The sequence below is a fragment of the Phycicoccus sp. Root101 genome (assembly GCF_001426245.1).
Classification (GTDB): domain Bacteria; phylum Actinomycetota; class Actinomycetes; order Actinomycetales; family Dermatophilaceae; genus Pedococcus.
Genome location: NZ_LMCM01000006.1, coordinates 112,769 through 131,629, shown reverse-complemented (window position 1 = coordinate 131,629; position 18,861 = coordinate 112,769). Strand labels below are relative to the sequence as shown.

At 71.5% G+C, this 18,861-nt stretch carries 15 protein-coding genes; 5 read left to right on the top strand and 10 right to left on the bottom strand.

Annotation, left to right across the window (positions count from 1 at the left end; all coding sequences use genetic code 11):
• Nucleotides 1-120 precede the first annotated feature (120 nt).
• On the top strand, nt 121-1,326 hold the full coding sequence (locus ASC58_RS07965; RefSeq protein WP_235529147.1) for an MFS transporter: 1,206 nt from the start codon (nt 121-123) through the stop codon (nt 1,324-1,326).
• Here ASC58_RS07965 and ASC58_RS07960 read toward each other — a convergent pair.
• The 7 genes from ASC58_RS07960 to rpsA form a co-directional block, all read right to left on the bottom strand.
• Complete coding sequence (locus ASC58_RS07960) at nt 1,319-1,639, bottom strand: DUF202 domain-containing protein (RefSeq protein WP_157598405.1); 321 nt, start codon at nt 1,637-1,639, stop codon at nt 1,319-1,321. The two genes, ASC58_RS07965 and ASC58_RS07960, sit on opposite strands and share 8 nt — an antisense overlap.
• A 43-nt stretch (nt 1,640-1,682) precedes the next feature.
• Nucleotides 1,683-1,964 carry a hypothetical protein gene (locus ASC58_RS07955; protein WP_369796219.1) on the bottom strand — a complete coding sequence of 94 codons (282 nt, stop codon included), beginning with the start codon at nt 1,962-1,964 and terminating at the stop codon, nt 1,683-1,685.
• Nucleotides 1,965-2,052: 88 nt separating this feature from the next.
• On the bottom strand, nt 2,053-3,243 hold the full coding sequence (gene coaE / locus ASC58_RS07950; RefSeq protein ID WP_056918936.1) for a dephospho-CoA kinase: 1,191 nt from the start codon (nt 3,241-3,243) through the stop codon (nt 2,053-2,055).
• 45 nt (nt 3,244-3,288) lie between these two features.
• Nucleotides 3,289-3,645 carry a hypothetical protein gene (locus ASC58_RS07945; RefSeq protein WP_157581168.1) on the bottom strand — a complete coding sequence of 119 codons (357 nt, stop codon included), beginning with the start codon at nt 3,643-3,645 and terminating at the stop codon, nt 3,289-3,291.
• A 94-nt stretch (nt 3,646-3,739) separates the two neighbouring features.
• Nucleotides 3,740-4,204, bottom strand: coding sequence for a PPOX class F420-dependent oxidoreductase (locus tag ASC58_RS07940; protein ID WP_056919244.1), 465 nt, complete (start codon nt 4,202-4,204; stop codon nt 3,740-3,742).
• Between the two features lie 10 nt (nt 4,205-4,214).
• On the bottom strand, nt 4,215-4,982 hold the full coding sequence (locus tag ASC58_RS07935) for a DUF4184 family protein (RefSeq protein WP_162246828.1): 768 nt from the start codon (nt 4,980-4,982) through the stop codon (nt 4,215-4,217).
• A gap of 136 nt (nt 4,983-5,118) precedes the next feature.
• Nucleotides 5,119-6,630, bottom strand: a complete 1,512-nt coding sequence (gene rpsA / locus ASC58_RS07930) for a 30S ribosomal protein S1 (protein ID WP_056918934.1) — start codon at nt 6,628-6,630, stop codon at nt 5,119-5,121.
• A 157-nt stretch (nt 6,631-6,787) separates the two neighbouring features.
• Here rpsA and ASC58_RS07925 point away from each other — a divergent pair, with 157 nt between their 5' ends.
• Entirely contained in the window at nt 6,788-7,594 is an 807-nt protein-coding gene (locus ASC58_RS07925) for a class I SAM-dependent methyltransferase (RefSeq protein WP_056918933.1), read from the top strand.
• A 182-nt stretch (nt 7,595-7,776) separates the two neighbouring features.
• The gene (locus ASC58_RS07920) at nt 7,777-9,297 is read left to right on the top strand and encodes an MFS transporter (RefSeq protein WP_056918932.1); all 1,521 of its coding nucleotides are present in this window, start codon (nt 7,777-7,779) and stop codon (nt 9,295-9,297) included.
• Between the two features lie 409 nt (nt 9,298-9,706).
• On the opposite strand, the gene ASC58_RS07915 is transcribed toward ASC58_RS07920, so the two are convergent.
• On the bottom strand, nt 9,707-10,699 hold the full coding sequence (locus tag ASC58_RS07915; RefSeq protein ID WP_082553087.1) for a DUF3068 domain-containing protein: 993 nt from the start codon (nt 10,697-10,699) through the stop codon (nt 9,707-9,709).
• A gap of 184 nt (nt 10,700-10,883) precedes the next feature.
• Here ASC58_RS07915 and ASC58_RS21265 point away from each other — a divergent pair, with 184 nt between their 5' ends.
• On the top strand, nt 10,884-12,791 hold the full coding sequence (locus tag ASC58_RS21265; protein WP_056918930.1) for a hypothetical protein: 1,908 nt from the start codon (nt 10,884-10,886) through the stop codon (nt 12,789-12,791).
• Nucleotides 12,788-13,975 carry an acyltransferase gene (locus tag ASC58_RS07905; protein WP_056918929.1) on the top strand — a complete coding sequence of 396 codons (1,188 nt, stop codon included), beginning with the start codon at nt 12,788-12,790 and terminating at the stop codon, nt 13,973-13,975. The genes ASC58_RS21265 and ASC58_RS07905 overlap by 4 nt, the downstream gene beginning before the upstream one ends.
• Here ASC58_RS07905 and ASC58_RS07900 read toward each other — a convergent pair.
• Entirely contained in the window at nt 13,963-18,087 is a 4,125-nt protein-coding gene (locus tag ASC58_RS07900; RefSeq protein WP_056918928.1) for an alpha-(1->3)-arabinofuranosyltransferase family protein, read from the bottom strand. The two genes, ASC58_RS07905 and ASC58_RS07900, sit on opposite strands and share 13 nt — an antisense overlap.
• A complete protein-coding gene (locus ASC58_RS07895; RefSeq protein ID WP_235529146.1) occupies nt 18,084-18,854 on the bottom strand; it encodes a class I SAM-dependent methyltransferase in 771 nt (256 codons plus the stop codon). The genes ASC58_RS07900 and ASC58_RS07895 overlap by 4 nt, the downstream gene beginning before the upstream one ends.
• Nucleotides 18,855-18,861: the final 7 nt, after the last annotated feature.

Genomic DNA, 18,861 nt, shown 5'->3' with positions numbered 1-18,861 from the left:
CTCGCCACCGACAGCCGCCGCCGGCCCACCCGCGGGGCTGCGCGGCACACCCGGGACGGGCGTCTCACGATCCGGTGAGACACGGCTGCGCGCACCAGGTGCGCGGCGTTGACTGGGCGGGTGGCACTGACCCGCCCCGCACCGGGCCGCGCCGTCGAGGTCGGGACGGTCCGTCGGTGGGCCATGCTCGGCGCCACCACGCTCGCCCAGGCGGCCTCGGCCGTCGCCGTGCACGGACCGGCCTTCCTCATCCCCGCGCTCGTGGCCCGTTCGGGGCTGACGCTCGCCCAGGCCGGTCTGGTGGCGGCCGCACCGGTGCTAGGGACGATGCTCACCCTCGTGGCCTGGGGCGCCGTCGTCGACCGGCACGGCGAACGCCTCGTCCTCCTCGCAGGGCTCGCGGGGACGGCGGTGGCCTCCGTCGCCGGGGTCCTGGCCCCCGGTACGACCACCCTCGCCCTCGCCCTGTTCCTCGCCGGAGCAGCCGCGGCCTCCGCGAACGCGGCCAGCGGGCGGGTCATCGTCGGCTGGTTCCCGCCCGAGCGGCGCGGCCTCGCGATGGGCATCCGGCAGATGGCCCAGCCGGTCGGGGTCGGGGTCGCCGCCGTGAGCATGGCCGTGGTCGCCGACGCGCACGGGGTGACGGCCGCCCTGTGGCTGCCCACCGCGGCGGCTGCCCTGGGTCTGGTCCTCGTCGCCGCCGTCGTCATCGACCCGCCGCGACCCGTCCGACGTCAGCAGGCGTCCGACAGCCCCTACCGCTCCGACCGGTACCTCCCCCGGATCCACGGGGTGTCGATGCTGCTGGTCGTGCCCCAGTTCGTGGTCTGGACCTATGCGCTCGTCTGGCTCGTCTCCGAACGCGGCTGGTCCGCCGGGACGGCAGGCGTCCTCGTGGCCCTCACCCAGGTCGCCGGGGCACTCGGCCGGATCGGGGTCGGCCAGCTGTCCGACGTCGTGGGCAGCAGGATGCGGCCGCTGCGCTGGGTCGCGGTCGCCGCGGTGGTCACCATGGCGGCTCTCGGCCTCACGGCCGGCCTCGGCTGGGGTGTTGCCGTCGTGCTGCTGGTCGTGGCCTCGACGGTCACCGTCGCGGACAACGGGCTCGCCTTCACCGCCGTGGCCGAGCGGGCCGGGCCGTTCTGGAGCGGGCGGGCCCTCGGCCTGCAGAACACCGGCCAGTTCCTGGTCGCCGCGTGCGTGCCCCCGGTCGCCGGCCTCGTCGCCACCCACGTCGGGTATGCCGCGGTGTTCGGGCTCGCGGCGGTGTTCGCCGCCGTCGCCCTGCCCCTCGTCCCCGTGCGCGACGAGCGCGACCTCAGCTGAACCGCGCCACGGCGACCACGACACCGCCCACGGCACAGAGCACCGTGATCGCGGCGACCTGGGCCAGGGGTGGCAGTGGCGAGTACCCGCGCTCGTCGTCGTCCAGCTGCCGCAGCCGGCGACGAACCGACACCACCAACCCGGCGCTGACCGCCATGGCGACCCCGCCACCGCCTGCTACGAACGGCAGGTCGCGCCGCAGGGCGACGACGACCAGCGGGACGAAGGCCACCAGGGCCGTGACGGCGGTGCGTTGCCATGCCAGGGCCGTCCGCTCTGGCTGCAGGGCCTCGCGCTGCGGGAACGAGCTCAACCCGACCACCCACGCACCGGGCCGCGCAGCCCCCTCCTGCCCCTCACCGGCCGCGCAGCTCGACGACGGACAGCACCAGCGTGAGCACGGCCAGGACGACGACGCCGCCCGCCAGCACCCCCAGCGCGCATGGTGCGGGCAGCGGCTGGCGCAGCCGCAGGGCGCGCTCCACCCGTGCCCACGCACCGACGGCACGCAGGGACAGCGTGGCGCCCCCGAGGCAGGCAGCGGCTCCCACGAGGGCGGTCCAGGCGGGCAGGGAGTCCAGGCTCGCCAGCGACACCATGGCCACGCCGCCGCCGACGAGGGCCAGGGCGGTGCGCATCCACGCCAGTGCGGTCCGCTCGTTGGCGAGGGAGAAGCGGGGGTCCGGCTCCTCCCCCACGCCGTAGACGCTGCGCGGGGTCCGTTCGTCAGCCACGCGGGTACGTCCACCCCGTGTCCCGGGCCCAGGCGGCCGCTCGGTCGTGGACCGAGTCGAACCATGGCTCCTTGGCGTCGGCGTACGCGTCGACGGTGTCGGTCGTCGTGGCGATCCGCTGCTTCTCGGCGGCGTACTCGGCCCGGGCGGCAGGGTCGGCTCGCATCCAGTCGCGGAAGACGAGCGCCCAGCGCCAACCCTCGCTGTCGACCTCACGGACGTGGACGTGTGCGACCCGGCCGGGGTCGGCGCTGCCGAGGAACCGCTTGGGCCAGACCGACCCGTCCTTGCTGTTGTCGCTCCAGTCGCCCGAGGGCCTCGGGAAGCCGGCCCTGCGCAACGTCTCCAGCAGCTCCGGTTCGTCGACGTCGGCCAGGGACCGCACCCCCACCTGGAGGTCGATGACGTCCTTGGCGATGAGCCCGGGCACGGCCGTGCTGCCGACGTGGTCGGCAGTGACCAGGACGTCACCGAACGCGCGTCGCAGTCGCCCGAGCAGCCGCTCGGCCTGGGCGGGCCAGGTGGGGTCGGGCTCGTGCAGCACCAGTCGCTCGGGCCGGCGGGACCGGGTGGCGGTGCGGACGTTGACCTCGAACGGGACCAGTCGGTCGCTCCACAACCGGTCGACCGCGACCCCGAGGTCCTCCCGGGCCCCGTCGTTGTCGAGCCACACGTCCGCAGTGGCTCGGCGCTCGTCGTCACCGGCCTGCGCGGCGATCCGGCTCCGGGCCTCCTGCTCGGTCATCCCCCGTGCGGCCGCGAGGCGCTTCACGCGGGTCGACTCGGCCGCCCCCACCACCACGACCAGGTGGTATGACGGTCCCATCTGCTTCTCGACGAGCAGCGGCACGTCGTGCACCACGATGGACCTCTCCCCGGCCTGCTCGAGCAGCTCCGCCGTCCGGGCGGCGATCAACGGGTGCGTGATCGCCTCGAGGTCACGCCGCGCCGCCGGGTCCGCGAACACGATCGCCCCGAGCGCCGGGCGGTTGAGGCCGCCCTCGTCGTCGAGCACGTCCTCGCCGAACCGTTCGGCCACAGCCCGTAGCCCCTGCGACCCCGGCGCCACGACTTCGCGGGCGAGGACGTCGGCATCGATGATCACCGCTCCGAGTGCCGAGAACCGTTGGGCCACAGTCGATTTCCCGGACCCGATTCCACCCGTGAGACCGACGCGCAACATGGCACCCACCCTAGTCCCGACTCAGGTCGTCCAGAGGGGCAGAAGTCAGGCAAGCCACCAACGGGGGACGAACGCGAGCTCGCCCATGAGCGTCGCCACGAGCCATGCCGCGATGGCACACAGGCAGGCCGCGAGCCAGGCACGACTCCGGTGCCACCTGGATGCGGCGGCGAGCAGGAGCAGCGTGGACGAGATCGTGAGCACCAGGACGGTGAGGTACTGAGGCATGCCGTGGCCGCGTGCACAGCTCGGTGTGACTCCGATGTTGCAGGTGGCGAAGCTCGGGAGCCCCACCCAGAACCAGCCGACGAAGTACGCCGCCAGCAGCCACGCCGGCACGCTGAGGATCGCCACGATCGTCTTGACCGTGCCGATCAGGACCCCCCACACCGTCCCCTCCATGCCCGGGAAGGTAGCGGCCTCGCCGCCCGGGGAGAGCGCGGTTCGCGCCGCCTGTGCCCCGATCGTGATGTCCTGGGCGAGGTGGGGTCGGGCGTCAGTCGGCCAGGCGGGCGGGGAAACCGCCTGTCGCGATCGGCGACCAACGGGTGGGGGTGAGGCGCAGGATCGACTTGCCCTGGTCGAGCATCGCCTGGCGGTACTCGTCCCAGTCGGGGTGCTCCCCCGAGATGCAGCGGAAGTAGTCGACGAGCGGTTCGACCGACTCTGGTGCGTCGATCACCTCGCAGTCCCCGTCGACCTGCACCCACGCCCCGCCGAAGTCGTCCGAGAGCACCATGACGCTGAGCTCGGGACGCTTGCGGGCGTTGTTCGTCTTGGCCCGCTCGGGGTAGGACGAGATGACGATGCGGCCCTCCTGGTCGACTCCCCCGGTCACCGGTGACGCCTGCGGACGCCCGTCGGACCGCGTGGTGATGACCACCATCTGGTGGCGGGGGCGGACGAAGTCCAGGAGCCCCTCGAGGTCGACCTTCGTGTTCGTCGCGATGCTGCGTGCCATGTCCGGCACGCTACCTGCCCGGAGCCGACACCCCCACTCGGCCGGCAGCTCGAGCGTGCCAGGCGAGGCAGACGGCGACCGCGCCGAGGCCCGCCGCCAGCCCACCACGGGTGACGACCCGGAAGAGCATCGACTCGAGGTCGGCCGGGGCGGTGACCAGGCCGACCAGGGCACCCACGAGGAGGCCCACGAGGACGACGAGCAGGGCGCCGAGCCGCTCGCGGAGGGTGCTCCTGCCGATGACGGGTCGCCCTGGCGGCGCGTCCTCCCGCACCACCCGTGCAACCGCCCAGGCGAGAACCACCAGGCCGCCGACCGCGCCGCTGACGAGCTGGGCCCACTGGTGCCCGGGCACCCCGGCGTGGTCCGCGGACAACCAGCCGATCCACCTGACCCCGAACCTCCCGGGGTGGGTGAAGCCATCCCACAGCACGTGGGTCACCGCCCCCGTGACCACGGCCAGGGTCAACCAGGGCAGGTCGACGACCCGGGTGCGGGCAGGCTCCGGCACCGCTCTTCCGATCCGACGCGGCAGGAGGTCACGCACCGGCGCGGCGACCAACCGCCGCCAGAGCAGGACCCCGAGGACGCCCGCGACGAGGTCCACGGTCACGATCCCGAGGGCGGAGTGGCTCAGGCCGGCCGAACGCCCGCCCGTGAGGAACCACGGGTAGTCCGGTGCCATCGACCCTGCCACGAGCCCGGCCGCGGGCAGGAACCGCTCGGACCGCCCGGCGACCGGGAGGACTGCGGCGACGTGGCTGACGGTGAAGGGCACCGCCACAGCCAAGCACGGGCAGGCACCTCCGCAGCGCCCGACACGGGGAACGCCGAGAGGCCCGGCTCCCCCGCAGGGGAACCGGGCCTCTCGAAGCCGTGCCCACGCCATACCGAGGTATGGCGCGAGCGTGGGCTCAGTTGCCGGTGAGCTTCTCGCGCAGCGCGGCGAGGGCCTCGTCGGAGGCCAGGGTGCCTTCGGACGCCGGAGCGGCCGGGCGGCTGCTGCTGCCCGAGTCGCTGTCGGACGACGACGAGGAGGAGGAACCCGAGTCGGAGGAGTACGACGTCGCGGCACCGGCGTTGGCCGCAGCCTCGGCGTCGGCCTTGGTGGCCTCCTCGATCTGGGCCTTGTGGGCCTCCCAGCGAGCGTGGGCCTCGGCGTACTGCTTCTCCCACTTCTCGCGCTGGGCGTCGAAGCCCTCGAGCCATTCCTGGGTCTCGGGGTCGAAGCCCTCCGGGTACTTGTAGTCACCCTTCTCGTCGTACTCCGCGGCCATGCCGTAGAGCGTCGGGTCGAACTCGGCCGTGGGCGCGCTGTCGTCGTTGGCCTGCTTGAGGCTCAGCGAGATACGGCGACGCTCGAGGTCGATGTCGATGACCTTGACGAAGATGTCGGACCCGACCGTGACGACCTGCTCCGGCAGCTCCACGTGGCGCTCGGCCAGCTCGGAGATGTGGACCAGGCCCTCGATGCCGTCGTCGACGCGCACGAACGCACCGAACGGGACGAGCTTGGTGACCTTGCCCGGGACGACCTGACCGATCGCGTGGGTCCGGGCGAAGTGCTGCCACGGGTCCTCCTGCGTCGCCTTGAGCGACAGGGAGACACGCTCGCGGTCCATGTCCACGTCGAGCACCTCGACGGTGACCTCCTGGCCCACCTCGACGACCTCGGACGGGTGGTCGATGTGCTTCCAGGACAGCTCGGACACGTGGACGAGACCGTCGACGCCGCCGAGGTCCACGAACGCACCGAAGTTGACGATCGAGGAGACGACGCCGGAGCGGACCTGCCCCTTCTGGAGCTCCTTGAGGAACGTGGTGCGCACCTCGGACTGGGTCTGCTCGAGCCACGCACGGCGCGACAGGACCACGTTGTTGCGGTTCTTGTCGAGCTCGATGATCTTGGCCTCGATCTCCTTGCCCACGTAGGGCTGGAGGTCGCGGACGCGACGCATCTCGACGAGGGACGCGGGGAGGAAGCCACGGAGGCCGATGTCGAGGATAAGTCCACCCTTGACGACCTCGATGACGGTGCCGGTGACGACGCCGTCCTCTTCCTTGATCTTCTCGATCGTGCCCCAGGCGCGCTCGTACTGCGCACGCTTCTTGGACAGGATCAGGCGACCTTCCTTGTCCTCCTTCTGGAGGACCAGGGCCTCGACCTCGTCGCCGACCTTGACGACCTCAGAGGGGTCGACGTCGTGCTTGATCGAGAGCTCGCGGGAGGGGATGACACCCTCGGTCTTGTAACCGATGTCGAGCAGGACCTCGTCCCGGTCGACCTTGACGATGATCCCCTCGACGATGTCGCCGTCGTTGAAATCCTTGATCGTCGCGTCGATCGCGGCAAGCAGTTCTTCCTCGGTGCCGATGTCGTTGATGGCAACCTGAGGGGCGGTCTTTTCGACCGTGCTGGCAGTCATGTAGTAGGAACTCCGATGATGGACAGTGAATAGAAGATGGTTGTTGTGCTCACGCTCGCGCGCACCGGTGGGGTGACACGACGAAGCGCGCACACGGATGTGCTCCCCCACCCTACCGAGACCGTCCCCGCACGGTCAAAACACGAGAGGTCCACCGGTGAGCGAGTTTGCGCAGGTCAGCCGCCGCGACGCGGGAGCCGAGGAGACCGCGGCCGCCAACCGGTCCTGGTGGGACGCCGAGGCCGGCGAGTACTACGCGGAGCACGGCACCTTCCTCGGTGACGCCCAGTTCGTCTGGGGGCCCGAGGGCTGGCGCGAGGAGGAGCTGACGCTGCTCGGCGAGGTGGCCGGACGCCGAGTCCTGGAGATCGGTGCGGGCGCCGGGCAGTGCGCCAGGTGGGTCGCCGCGGCCGGGGGCACCGTCGTCGCCACCGACCTGTCGGCGGGGATGGTGCGCCAGGGCCTCGACCTCAACCGGAGGTCGAGCCCGGAGCAGGCCGTGCCGTTCGCCCAGTGCGACGCGGTGGCCCTCCCCTTCGCCGACGGCAGCTTCGACCTCGTCTTCACGTCGTACGGCGCCGTGCCGTTCGTCGCGGACACGGCACTCCTCATGCGCGAGGTGGCCCGGGTGCTGCGCCCCGGTGGGCGGTTCGTCTTCTCCACCACCCACCCCTTCCGGTGGGCCTTCCCCGACGACCCCGGCCCGGCAGGGCTGACGGTCGGCCAGTCCTACTTCGACCGCACTCCCTACGTCGAGAGCGACTCCGACGGGGAGGCGAGCTACGTGGAGCACCACCGCACCGTCGGTGACCGGGTCCGCGAAATGGTGGCCGCCGGCCTGTTCCTCGTCGACCTCGTCGAGCCCGAGTGGCCCGACCGCAACGACCAGGCGTGGGGCGGGTGGTCCCCGTTGCGCGGACAGCTGTTCCCCGGGACGGCGATCTTCGTCTGCTACCGCCCCTGACCTGCACCTTCTCCGCGAGGGCCGGCTGGGCGCCATACCGGACGCGGTCGGTGCCGGTATGGCGCGGGCGCAAGGTGCCCGGTTCGCTCCCCGGAGTGCGGATGGTCCCGGTTCGCCCTAGCGTTCTGGCGGCGCCGCACCCGAACCACGGGTCCGCGCCTGGAACTCAATGAGGAGGAACCGTGGCGTCAGACGTCGAAACAGGACGCATCACCACCGACATCCCGGCCAGGCTGGACCGCCTGCCCTGGGCCCGGTGGCACTGGATGGTCGTGATCGGCCTGGGGACCGTGTGGATCCTCGACGGCCTCGAGGTGACCATCGTCGGCTCGATGTCGGAGGCGCTCAAGCCCACCGACACCGGACTCGGCCTCAGCAGCTCCGACATCGGGATGGCCGGCGCGGTGTACGTCGCCGGTGCGTGCCTGGGAGCCTTGTTCTTCGGACAGCTGACCGACAAGTTCGGTCGCAAGAAGCTGTTCCTGCTCACCCTGGGCGTCTACACCGTGGCCACCGTGCTCACGGCGTTCGCCCCGAACCCGCTCTGGTACTTCATCGCGCGGTTCCTCACCGGCATGGGCATCGGCGGCGAGTACGCCGCCATCAACTCGGCGATCGACGAGCTGATCCCCAAGAAGTACCGCGGTCGCGTGGACGTGGCGATCAACGGCTCGTTCTGGATCGGTGCCGCCCTCGGCTCCCTGCTCACCATCCCGCTGCTCGACCCGAAGGTCCTCGACCCCGCGATCGGCTGGCGGCTCGCCTTCGGCCTGGGCGCCATCCTCGCCGTCGGCATCCTCGTGGTGCGACGCCACGTCCCGGAGAGCCCGCGCTGGCTCTTCATCCACGGCCGTGAGGACGAGGGCGAGACGATCGTCAAGCAGATCGAGGGGACGGTGGCCGAGGAAACCGGGCGCGACCTCCCCACGATCGACGACGAGCCGATCACCATCCGGCAACGACGGACCATCTCCATCCCGGAGATCGCCAAGACCGTGTTCACGCTCTACCCGCGCCGCACCGTCCTGTGCTTCCTGCTGTTCGTCGGCCAGGCGTTCCTCTACAACGCCTTCTTCTTCACCTACGGCGACAGCCTGACCACGTTCTTCGGGGTGAAGCAGACCGGGTGGTACATCGCCATCTTCGCCGTCAGCAACTTCGCCGGCGCGCTGCTGCTCAGCCCGCTGTTCGACTCGATCGGTCGCGTGCGCATGATCGCCGGGACGTACCTCCTGTCGGGAGTGCTGCTGGCCATCGCCGGCTTCAGCCTGGGTGGCCTCAGCGCAGTGACCCTGACGCTGTTCGGCGTGGTGATCTTCTTCTTCGCCTCGGCCGGGGCCAGCGCCGCCTACCTCACCGCCAGCGAGGTGTTCCCGCTCGAGACCCGTGCCCTGTGCATCGCGTTCTTCTACGCGATCGGCACCGCGGCCGGCGGCATCAGTGGCCCGCTGCTGTTCGGCAAGCTCATCGACGACGCCTCGGCGTCCAAGGACATCACCGGTCTGGCCGTGGGCTACTTCCTCGGCGCGGCCCTGATGGTCATCGGCGGCCTCGCGGAGGCGTTCCTCGGCGTCAAGGCCGAGGGCCAGTCGCTGGAGAGCATCGCCCAGCCGCTGACGGCCGACGAGGCCGACTCCGACGGTGGCCCCGGCGACCAGGGAACGGGGCGCGGCCCCCGGCAGCCCCAGCCGTCGACGGCCTGAGCCGTGCGCCGAGGCCCCGGTTCCGAATGGGACCGGGGCCTCGGCGCGTCCACCTCCGGACGGGACCGGGCCTCGGCGCGTCCACCTCCGGACGAGGGCCACGGCGACCGTGCGCAGACGGGCGCACCCGGCACCATTCGCAGGTTCGCCGAGACAAAACGCCGAAGGGGCGCTATACCTGAAAGACGACGAATCCGTCCGTGACCGGACGAGGCGCCCACGCCATCCCCCACAGGCGGGACGCCTCGCACCGGCACCTCCCCGGGCCGTCGGGTCGGCAGGGAGCAGCCACTCCGCCGACCCGACGGCCCCCTCATGGGGCCGAACCCCGCGCGGGCGCACGGCACGGACACCACGAGAAGGGCCCGGTCGGATCTCCGACCGGGCCCTTCCTCGCTGTTCGCGCGGGTCAGGCCTCCCGGCGGCCACGGCGGCCACCACCGAGGGTGAGGACCAGCCCGAGGGCGATGAGCAGGATCCCGAGCCCGATGCCCACCGGCGTGAGCGCGCCACCGATGAAGCCCAGCAGGGCGCCCTTGCTCGACCAGTCCTCGACGTTCTTCTTCACCGTCGCGTCGCTGTAGCCGATGGTGCCGAGCGTCGTCGGGACGTCGTCGTAGCCTTCGGCCACGAGCGACTTGTCGACCTGCTCCTGGCCCTTGATGAGCACACCCGTGTGCGGTTCGATCCACAGCGTGCGGACGTTGCCGTACATGACCGACGCCTGGACGTTGCCGGACGAGGAGTCCCCGAAGATGGCCTTGGGGACCTCGCGCTGGGCGACCTGCGCCTTGTCGATGATCTGGCGGAAGACGTAGGTGTTCAGGCCCTCGATCTTCTCCTCGCGGACGAACTGCATGTCCGTCGCCTTGCCGAGGTCGCCGTCCCACCAGGAGTAGGACTTCTTCTGGACGTCGAACGGGAACTTGAAGAAGTTGCCCTGGTGGTCGACCGGCACGAGCTTCGACGGGTCGTCGAGGTCACCGGCGGACTTGTAGTCGCCGCAGCAGTTGGTCGCCGTGCCCGACTTGCGGTTGAACGAGACACCCTCGTTGCTGTAGCTGAGGTCGGTCCACTTCCCGTTGATCTGCGCCTGGGACTGGACCGTCGTCTGCCAGAACGCCTGGTCGTCCTGGGTCCCCTTGGCCTTGACACGGCCGGGGATGCCGATCACCTCGCGGGTGCTCTTCAGATTGACGTTCTGGAGCTTGTCGAAGACGGCCGAACCGTTGACTTCATGCGCGTACAGCGCCGACATCCCCGATCCTTGAGACGTCGACTCCGAACGCTGGTCTAGCTTCACTGTGGCTAGGCCCTTGTAGAGCACTGGCTTGGCCAGCACTCCGAGCACCAACAGCAGAACTCCCAGCACCATGGCAACGCTGCCAAGCACCTTGCGCATCCCGGCTATCTCCTTGCGATTTGAGGTGAGCGCACGCTACCAGCGGGTAGCCTGCCGACGTGTAGATATGACGGGGCGCGCCCACCGCGACTTCGACTCATGAACGGATGGCATGGACTCAACGCTTCGCACTGGGAGCTCGACAGCAGCGTCGTCGCCACTCGGAACCCCCGATGGCTCGGACGTGCCCGCCGGCCGCCCCGACTCCATCGGTCCCGCCGGCCTCGCCGGGCTGACGGCGCTGAAGGGGTTGACCGGGACGCAACGCGCCGCGGGCGCGGTGATCGCGGCGTTCGTGCTGGCGACGGCATACCTCGTCGTCCCCGGCGGCCTCTACATCGACGACTTTCGCGCCCAGGCGTATGCGGCCGGGCGCGGGATCTGGCCGTTCATCGTGGAGAGCAACCGCACGCACCTCTCCCCCGGCGCGCGGTCCGTGGACTGGCTCCAGGCGACCTACTGGCCGCTGGCCCATGGACCGGCCGCGGTGGTCACCCTCGTGGTGGCGGCAGGCCTCGGGGTCGCTCTGTGGCGCCTGCTGGAGCACCTCGTCCCTGACGGACGGGCCGCCCTCGTCGGGCTGTCCCTCGGACTCTTCGGCACCTCGATCGTGCCCGCGCTGGCGTGGTACCGCCAGGCCCTCACGACCTTGGTCGCCCTGACCTGCGTGCTCGTGGCCGTCGACGCCGCCCTCCGCGTCGTGCGGGGCGGCCGACTCATCTGGGCCGCCGTCTGCGTCGGCGCGACCGCTTTGGGACTGTGCTTCTCCGAACGCGCCCTGGTCGTCGCGGTCGTGGCGGCCGCCGGCGCCCTGCTCTACTCCACCACCGGCACCCGGCTCCAGCGGCTCCGTCGGGCCCTGGTGGTGCTCGCGCCCCTCGCCGGTGTGAACCTCCTGTTCCTTGCCTTCTACGGTTCCGGCGAGTACGACCACGCCAGCACCGGGTCCCCGAGCGTCGCCGGGTTCGTCGCGAGCACCATGCGGTCGGTCTTCGTCAACACCGTCCCCGGGCTTCTCGGCGGGCCCCTAATGTGGCGGAAGGCAGGCCCCACCTACAGCTTCGCGACCACCCCGGCCTGGTTCGTGGTCGTGGCGCTCGTGGTGGTGGCTGCCGTCCTGCTCCTGGCGTTCCTGGCCGGTCGGAAGGGGGCGCCCTCCGACACCCGGGAGCGGCCGTGGCGGGTGCTCGTGCTCGTGCTGAGCTACGTCTTCCCCGTGTACGTTCTGGTGTACGTCGGCCGGGTCAGCCGTGCCGACATCCGCTCCGTCGACGACCTGCGCCTCTATTCCGACGTCAGCGTCCTGCTCGCGGTCTTCCTCGCCGCCGCGCTCGGAGCGGTCCTCACCGGCCAGTCCACCGCCGGCACAGCGTCGACCACGAGCGGCGCCACGTCGGCACGTCGCGCCCGGCGACTCGCCAGGGTCGGGCTGGTCGCGGCCCTCGCCGTCGGCGTCTGCTTCGCGACGTCCTGGTCACGGTTCGCGGTCCGCTGGCACACCTCGACGAACACGCAGTACGTCGACACGCTCGCCAAGGACCTCGCGACCAACCGGGCGCCCGTCATCCCCACCCCGGTCCCCGACTCCGTGGTGCCGGCCTGGGTCCAGCCCGATTTCTCGTCGGCCAGCCTGGTAGCCCTGCTGCACCCGGACACAGAGACCGTCCGCCTCGACGCGACACCCCGGATCGTCGACAGGGACGGACACCTGGTCACCGCGCGGCTGAAGGCCGTGGCGACCGCCACCAATGAACGCAAGGACTTCTGCGGCAACGGCCTGATCGCCGGGTCGAAGACCGTCACCGTCCGGTTCGCCAACCCCGTGCCCTACTACCGTGGCGCCCTGCTGCAGATGCGCCTCCTGGTGTCCGACACGACACGTGTCTCCGCCACCGTGACCGGAGACACCGGCGTCAGTTCCCCCGTCGTCGCCCACAGCAGCCCCGACCTCCAGCGTGGGCCGCACATGGTGGCCTTCCCACTGCCCCCCAACGTCCGGGTGTCGAGCCTGACGCTGTCGCGCAGCCGTCCCGACTCGGGCGTCTGCATCACCGGCGCGTCGATCGTCGTCGCCGAGAAAGAGTCCCGGTGACGACCCCGACGGACACCTCGGGCGCCCCGACCACCGCGACCAGCACCGGGGGCTCGTCGGGCCCGCGACACGTCCAGGAGCTCGAAGGCCTGCGTGCCGTGGCCGCCGGCGCCGTGCTGCTCACCCACGCCGGGTTCATGTCCGGAGCCATCGGGCGTGACGTGCTCCCGGGCCTCCTCGCCCGCATGGACATCGGGGTGGCCGTCTTCTTCGTTCTGAGCGGGTTCCTGCTCTACCGGCCGCACGCGCGCGCGAACGCCGGACTCGGCAGGACACCCGAGATCCGGACCTTCTTCGCCCGTCGGGCGGCCCGGCTGGTGCCCGCGTGGCTCGTCGTCCTCGCTGTCACCCCGCTGCTCGTGCCGGCAGCCCGCGCCGCGTCCCCCGGCCACTGGGTGGCCAACCTGCTCCAGCTGCAGAGCCTGAAGCAGTCGTGGCTGCTCCCCGGACTCGCGCAGCTGTGGAGTCTGTCTGCCGAGGTGATGTTCTACCTGGCACTGCCCGGCCTCGCGGCCGTGGTCGTGTGGGTCTGCCGCGGTCGCGGGCCGCGGGCCGAGGTGGCCGCCATCGCCGCCCTGGCGCTCGCCGCGCAGGTCTTCCGCTGGGGTGCCGAGCACGTGCTCCCGACCGGGTACACCTGGCTCCAGACGCTGCCGGCGACCCTCGACTGGTTCGCTGCAGGCATGCTGCTCGCAGTCCTCACCTCGGCTCCGGGACGCTGGACTCCCTTAACGACGGCCGTGCGCCGGTCGCCCACCTCTCTGTGGGTGATCGCCGCAGCCGTCCTCTGGGTGCTCACCACCCGCCTCGCTGGCCCCTACGACCTGCGACCTCCCACGACGGGTGAACAGACCTTCAAGCACCTCGGGTACGGCATCGTGGCCTTTCTCGTCGTCGCGCCGTCGGCGGTCGGCGCGACCACCCCCCTCTCGCCGGTGCTCGCCAGCCGCCTGATGGGCTACCTCGGGAAGATCAGCTACGGCGTGTTCCTGTGGCACCTTCCGGTGATGTTCGCGGTCCGGAACGTCCTGGGCTACCCCTTGTTCAACGGTCACTTCTGGACCACGCTGGTCCTCACCCTGCTCCCCACCATCGCCCTCTCGGCCGTGAGCTGGCACGTCCTCGAGTCGCCGGTCCAGGCCTGGGTGCGGGACCGCACACCCTCGCGTCCTCAGCGAGCCTGAGAGCCGGGAGACCCCTGGCGCGATAAGGTGCTCGGCAAGACCACCACGATCAGCAAGGCCCCCGCGAGAAGCTGCGACACCAGTCCTCGGTTCGTCGCCCCGGCATCTGGCCACGGCGCGGAGGCCGACCACAGGACCCAGCCGGTGGCGAGCGCCACGAAACCCCAGGTCCGCGCCGATCTCGGCAGGTGCCGGAGCGCGATCGCCAGGACGACGGCCAGCAGACCCCACCAGCCGGAGACGAGGACGGCGACGACGGCACCGGCCGCGACCAGCGGCAGGACAGGGGCGGACACCTCCGGAAGCACCTCCGGTCGTCCATGGTTCTCCCGACCACGCCTCGGACGCGCGAGGGCCAGGGCGACCGCGGCGAGAGCGGTCACCAATCCCAGCAGCAGCGACAGCCTGAACGGCATCTGCGGGCCGAAGGACAGGTCGACCGCGCCGCCACGTCCCGCGGGGACCACCCACCCCTGCGCCCAGCCGTCCACGCTCACGGCGGCGAGGTCGCCCGACGGGTCGGAGGCGGCCCAGCCCGCGTTCTGGTTCTCCCGGACGACGAACAGCGAGGGCACCGACGTGGCCCCGGTCACGAGCTCGCGCGAGGTCGCCGACCACTTCTGCGTGCCCAGGCTCGCCGACGAGCCGGGCGAGGTCGCCAAGGCGCCGGTCGACGGGGGCGATGTCGTCAGAGCGAAGGTGCGCAAGCCGAACTCCTGGGAGGCGAGCACCCGCAGCCGCTGCTCACCCGTCCCGAGTCGCACGGGCGAGCACACGGTCAGGTCGAGCGGCTGACCGTTGACGAGGGCGGATCGTGACCCTTGGACCCGGGTGGCGTACTCGGTGCCGTTCACCTGGAGCCGGGGCCCGAACCCGCACGGAACGGCAACGAGGTCTTGGTCGGCCGGCGGGAAGGGAGTGCCGAGCACGTTCAGGTCGCCCACGACCACGGGCGCAGGAGTGCGGGTCAGCCCGTTCTGGAACACCAGCGGGGTGGACGCGGTCACGGTCACAGCCACCTTCACCGCCCGGGTCGTCGGGGTCTTCACGGTGCCGTCCTCACCCACCGCCCGGGCGTACACGTGACCGTTCACCGTCACCTCGACCGCCGTGGGTCGTCGCCCGGTGATCGTGGCAGCGGTCGTGAGGGTAACGCCCGACACCTCCCGACGCCCGGGGAAGGTCACCGTGAGCGACGGCCGCTTGTCGACGGGATCGGCCGCCCAGTACGTGCGCTCGTCGCCGTCGACGGCCAGGGCCGGCGCCGTCTGTGCCCCCGGCAGCCAGGAGCTCGAGGCCCTGACCGAGATCTTGTCGCCGCGGGCGAGAAGCCTCCGGGTCGCCGGGTCGTCGCGGGGGACGACCGTCCCCGAGCCGGAGAACGTGGCTCCCACCGGGAGCCTGAAGATCCGACGCAGGTCCGTCTCACCGTCCGCGACGACCGCCCGATCGGGCACGCAGACCGGTGATCCCTGGACGTCGGGCACGCACGCGGGGACGCGGGACGGTGAAGCCTGCAGTAAGACGTCCGACACCGTCGATGCCGTGGGGTCGGCCAGGCGCTGCCAGGTCTCGACCCGTGGCAGGCTCCCGAGCCCGATGTCGCGGATCCGGACCGTCGGACGGCCCGGGCGAACCTCGGCGATGGTGAGCGTCAGGTGCCGCGAGGTCCCGACGGGCGCCGACAGCTGCACGGCATAGCGCGCGGCGTCCGTGGCGGCCACGTCGGGGCTCGAGATCGGGGTGCGGACGGTCCCGCGATCCGTGGAGATCGTGACCGCCGCGACGTCCGCGCCGCGCGCCATGTCGAACAGCGCCGACATCGTCGCGGGGACGGCTACGGGAGTGGCCCAGGTGACCGAGATCTGCTGTCCGGCAGGCCGGAATCCCGCGCTCTCCCACATCGTGTCGGCACTGGAGTCGAAGGCGCTCTCGGGCACCCTCGTGAGGTCGCGGCCCTGACCGAGGTCCGGCACGGCCAGCGAGCTCGTCGCGGCGACGTCACGGGCCCCCACCACCTCAAGCACAGTCTGGAGGGCTGCGAGCTGGCTCCCGAGCGGCAGGAACGGCATGAGCCAGTCATGCACTCGACGGTTGGCGCGGTACTCCTCACCGCGGGCCAGCAGGGGCCCGTAGTTCTGGCGGACCGAGGCGAAGCCGGCCTCGCGCCGCTGCAGGGTGTCGGTGAGGACCTGGGGGGCGTCTGCCAACCCGGCCGCCGCCAGTGAGGAACGGTCCGAGGCGAGCACCGTCGGGACGGAGGGATCCGGCAGCAGCGCCACGCCTTCGGGTCCCCCGGTCACGACCTTGGTCGTCGCAGCCGCGGTGGTCGCTTTGGGCGCGATCGACGTCGGGGCGAGGTCGTAGATCGTGATGGCGGGCGTGGGCGTCTCGCGTCCCCCGTCTACCGCGAGGGCCGTGGACGGACTCCCGCCGACGGGCGGTCCGAACGCCTTGACCGGAGTGGCTCCCGAGGACCTGAGGGCCGCGCCGACGACCGCCGGGGAGGGCGCACCGGTGACGCGGTAGTTGAGGTCCGAGCGCAGGAGGACGCGGCTGACGCCGAGCCGCGACAGCTCATTGGCGAGCTCGCGCCCGCCGTAGCCGGACGCCACCCGTGCCTCGATGTCGTTCAGGACCCGGGTGGCACCCGCCGAACCCAGCGGCACGGCGTCGCGCACCATCCACGGGCTTCCCGCCAACGGCTGCAGGGGCTCGTCGCGGGGGTCGCCCCAGTAGGACGCCGGCGCGGAGGCGCCGGGAAGGACCAGGGTGCGGCCCGGTCCGCGGTGGTCGCGGAGCCAGTTCGCCGACTCCTTCCAGTAGTCGGGCACTGCGATGAACTGACCCCGCTGGCTGACGCCCTGCAGGGCGGGTGCAGCAGCCTGCGCGACGATGGCCAGGATCGCCACCACCTGGACGACCTGGGGCAGTCGGCTCCCCACCCGTCTCAGGGAGGCCGTGGCCACCGGTATGGCGTGGGCCAGCCCGATGCAGAGCACGACGCGGATCACGGGTTCGAACTTGTGCGTGTTGCGGAACGGCGCCAGCGGACCGTCGAGCAGGTCGCCGAACACCGGGGCCAGCGGCCCCGTCCCGGCAGCCACACGCCCGAGGGTCACCAAGAGGACTCCTCCGGCCAGACCTCCCCGCACGAACAGGCTCCAGCGCCGGTCTGCGATCCACACGCCCCAGAGGCCGACGGCGGCTAGCGCGAGCCCGAGCCCGACGACCGGAGCGGCCGTGAGGATCTGCCACCCGGCCGGCCACTGTGGCCCTCTGGCGCCGTTGATCGCGGCGATCCACTGGGTGGTGCCGCGCAGGGCCTCGGTGGTCGAGGCCCCCGAGGTGGTGACCGCGCTGGACTCGATCCAGTCCAGGAACGGCGGGCTGTACCGTCCGAGCAGCACGAGCGGGAGGGCCCACCACAGGGACACCGCCGTGATGCCGGAAGCCCACCACGCGAAGAGCGGCCACCGCCGCGGACTGCGACGGGTGAGCAGCCACCACAGGGGCAGCGGCAGCAATGCGAGGGTGGCGACGGCGTTGACCGCGCCGGCGAAGAGGAAGGCCACCGACGAGCGGGCAGCCGCCTGGCGCTCGTCGCCGTCCGCCACGGCGACCAGTGGCAGCAGCACCCAGGGGGCCACGGCCATCGGCCAGATCTCCGAGCTCACGGCACCCAGGCCCTCCAGCATCCGTGGAGCCAGGGCGAAGGCGAAGGACCCGACCAGCCGCGAGGCGGGGGTGCCCACCCCGAGCCGCTCGAGGAGCAGGCGCATGCCGTGGAAAGCGGTGAGCAGGATGACGCACCACCAGAGGCGCTGCACCACCCAGTCCGGCAGCCCGACAACCTCGCCCAGCCAGAAGAAGGGCCCCATCGGAAAGAGGTAGCCGTATCCCTGGTTCTGCAGCTGTCCCGCGGCCGCCTGTGGGTCCCAGAGCGTGAACGCCCGGGTCAGCAAGGCCCCGGGGGCCACGGTGAGGTCGAGCTTGGTGTCCGGCACGACCCAGCGGGGGCTCTGCACGACGCAGAAGGCGACGAGGATCGCGGACTGTGCGAACAGGTCGAGCCATGAGCGGTGCCGCACCGACGGGGTGGCAGCGGTCACGAGCCGCTCCTGCGGAGCACGACGACGGCGTTCCAGCACGCGACCTCACGAACGACGGGAACACGGACGACCCACCTGGCCCACCAGGGGTGGTACCGCGGCAGCACCTCGACGACCGACACCTGGCCGGCGGCCTCGACGGACCGCACCCAGCGCATCACTCGACCCACCGAGCAGGCGAACAGGGACCGCCCGAAGTCGTTCTTGGGTCGCTTGCCGTGCTTCGCGGCATACCGGTCGGCGGCCCGGCGGCCACCGAGGTAGTGCCAGGGCGCCGTCTCGTGGCCACCCCAAGGAGAGAGCCACGGCGTCCAGGACAGGACCACGACTCCGCCGGGACGCGTGATGCGCAGCATCTCGGCAGCCATCGCCTCGGGGTCGGGGACGTGCTCGAGGACGTTGCTCGAGTAGGCCACCTCCACACTCGCCGACGCGAGCGGGAGCTGCAGACCCGAACCGCGTACCGCGTTGGACCCGACCTTTCCCCGTGCGGTCAGCTCCCCCACATCCGGCTCGACCCCGGCATACCGCGCGCCCGCGGCCGCGAAGGCGTCGGCGAAGTACCCGGGACCACCCCCGATGTCGATGACCGTCGCACCCTCCAGGCTGGTCCAGCGCTGCACCTCGGCCACCGAGTCGACGGCCAGGGTGGAGTAGAAGCGATCCGGGTCGGTCTGCTCGACGAGGAAGGCCCGGAAGAGCTCGACGGTCCTGCGCAGGGATCCCCTGGGGTACGGCTGCACGGCGACATCGCCCGACTCGACCACGCCCTGA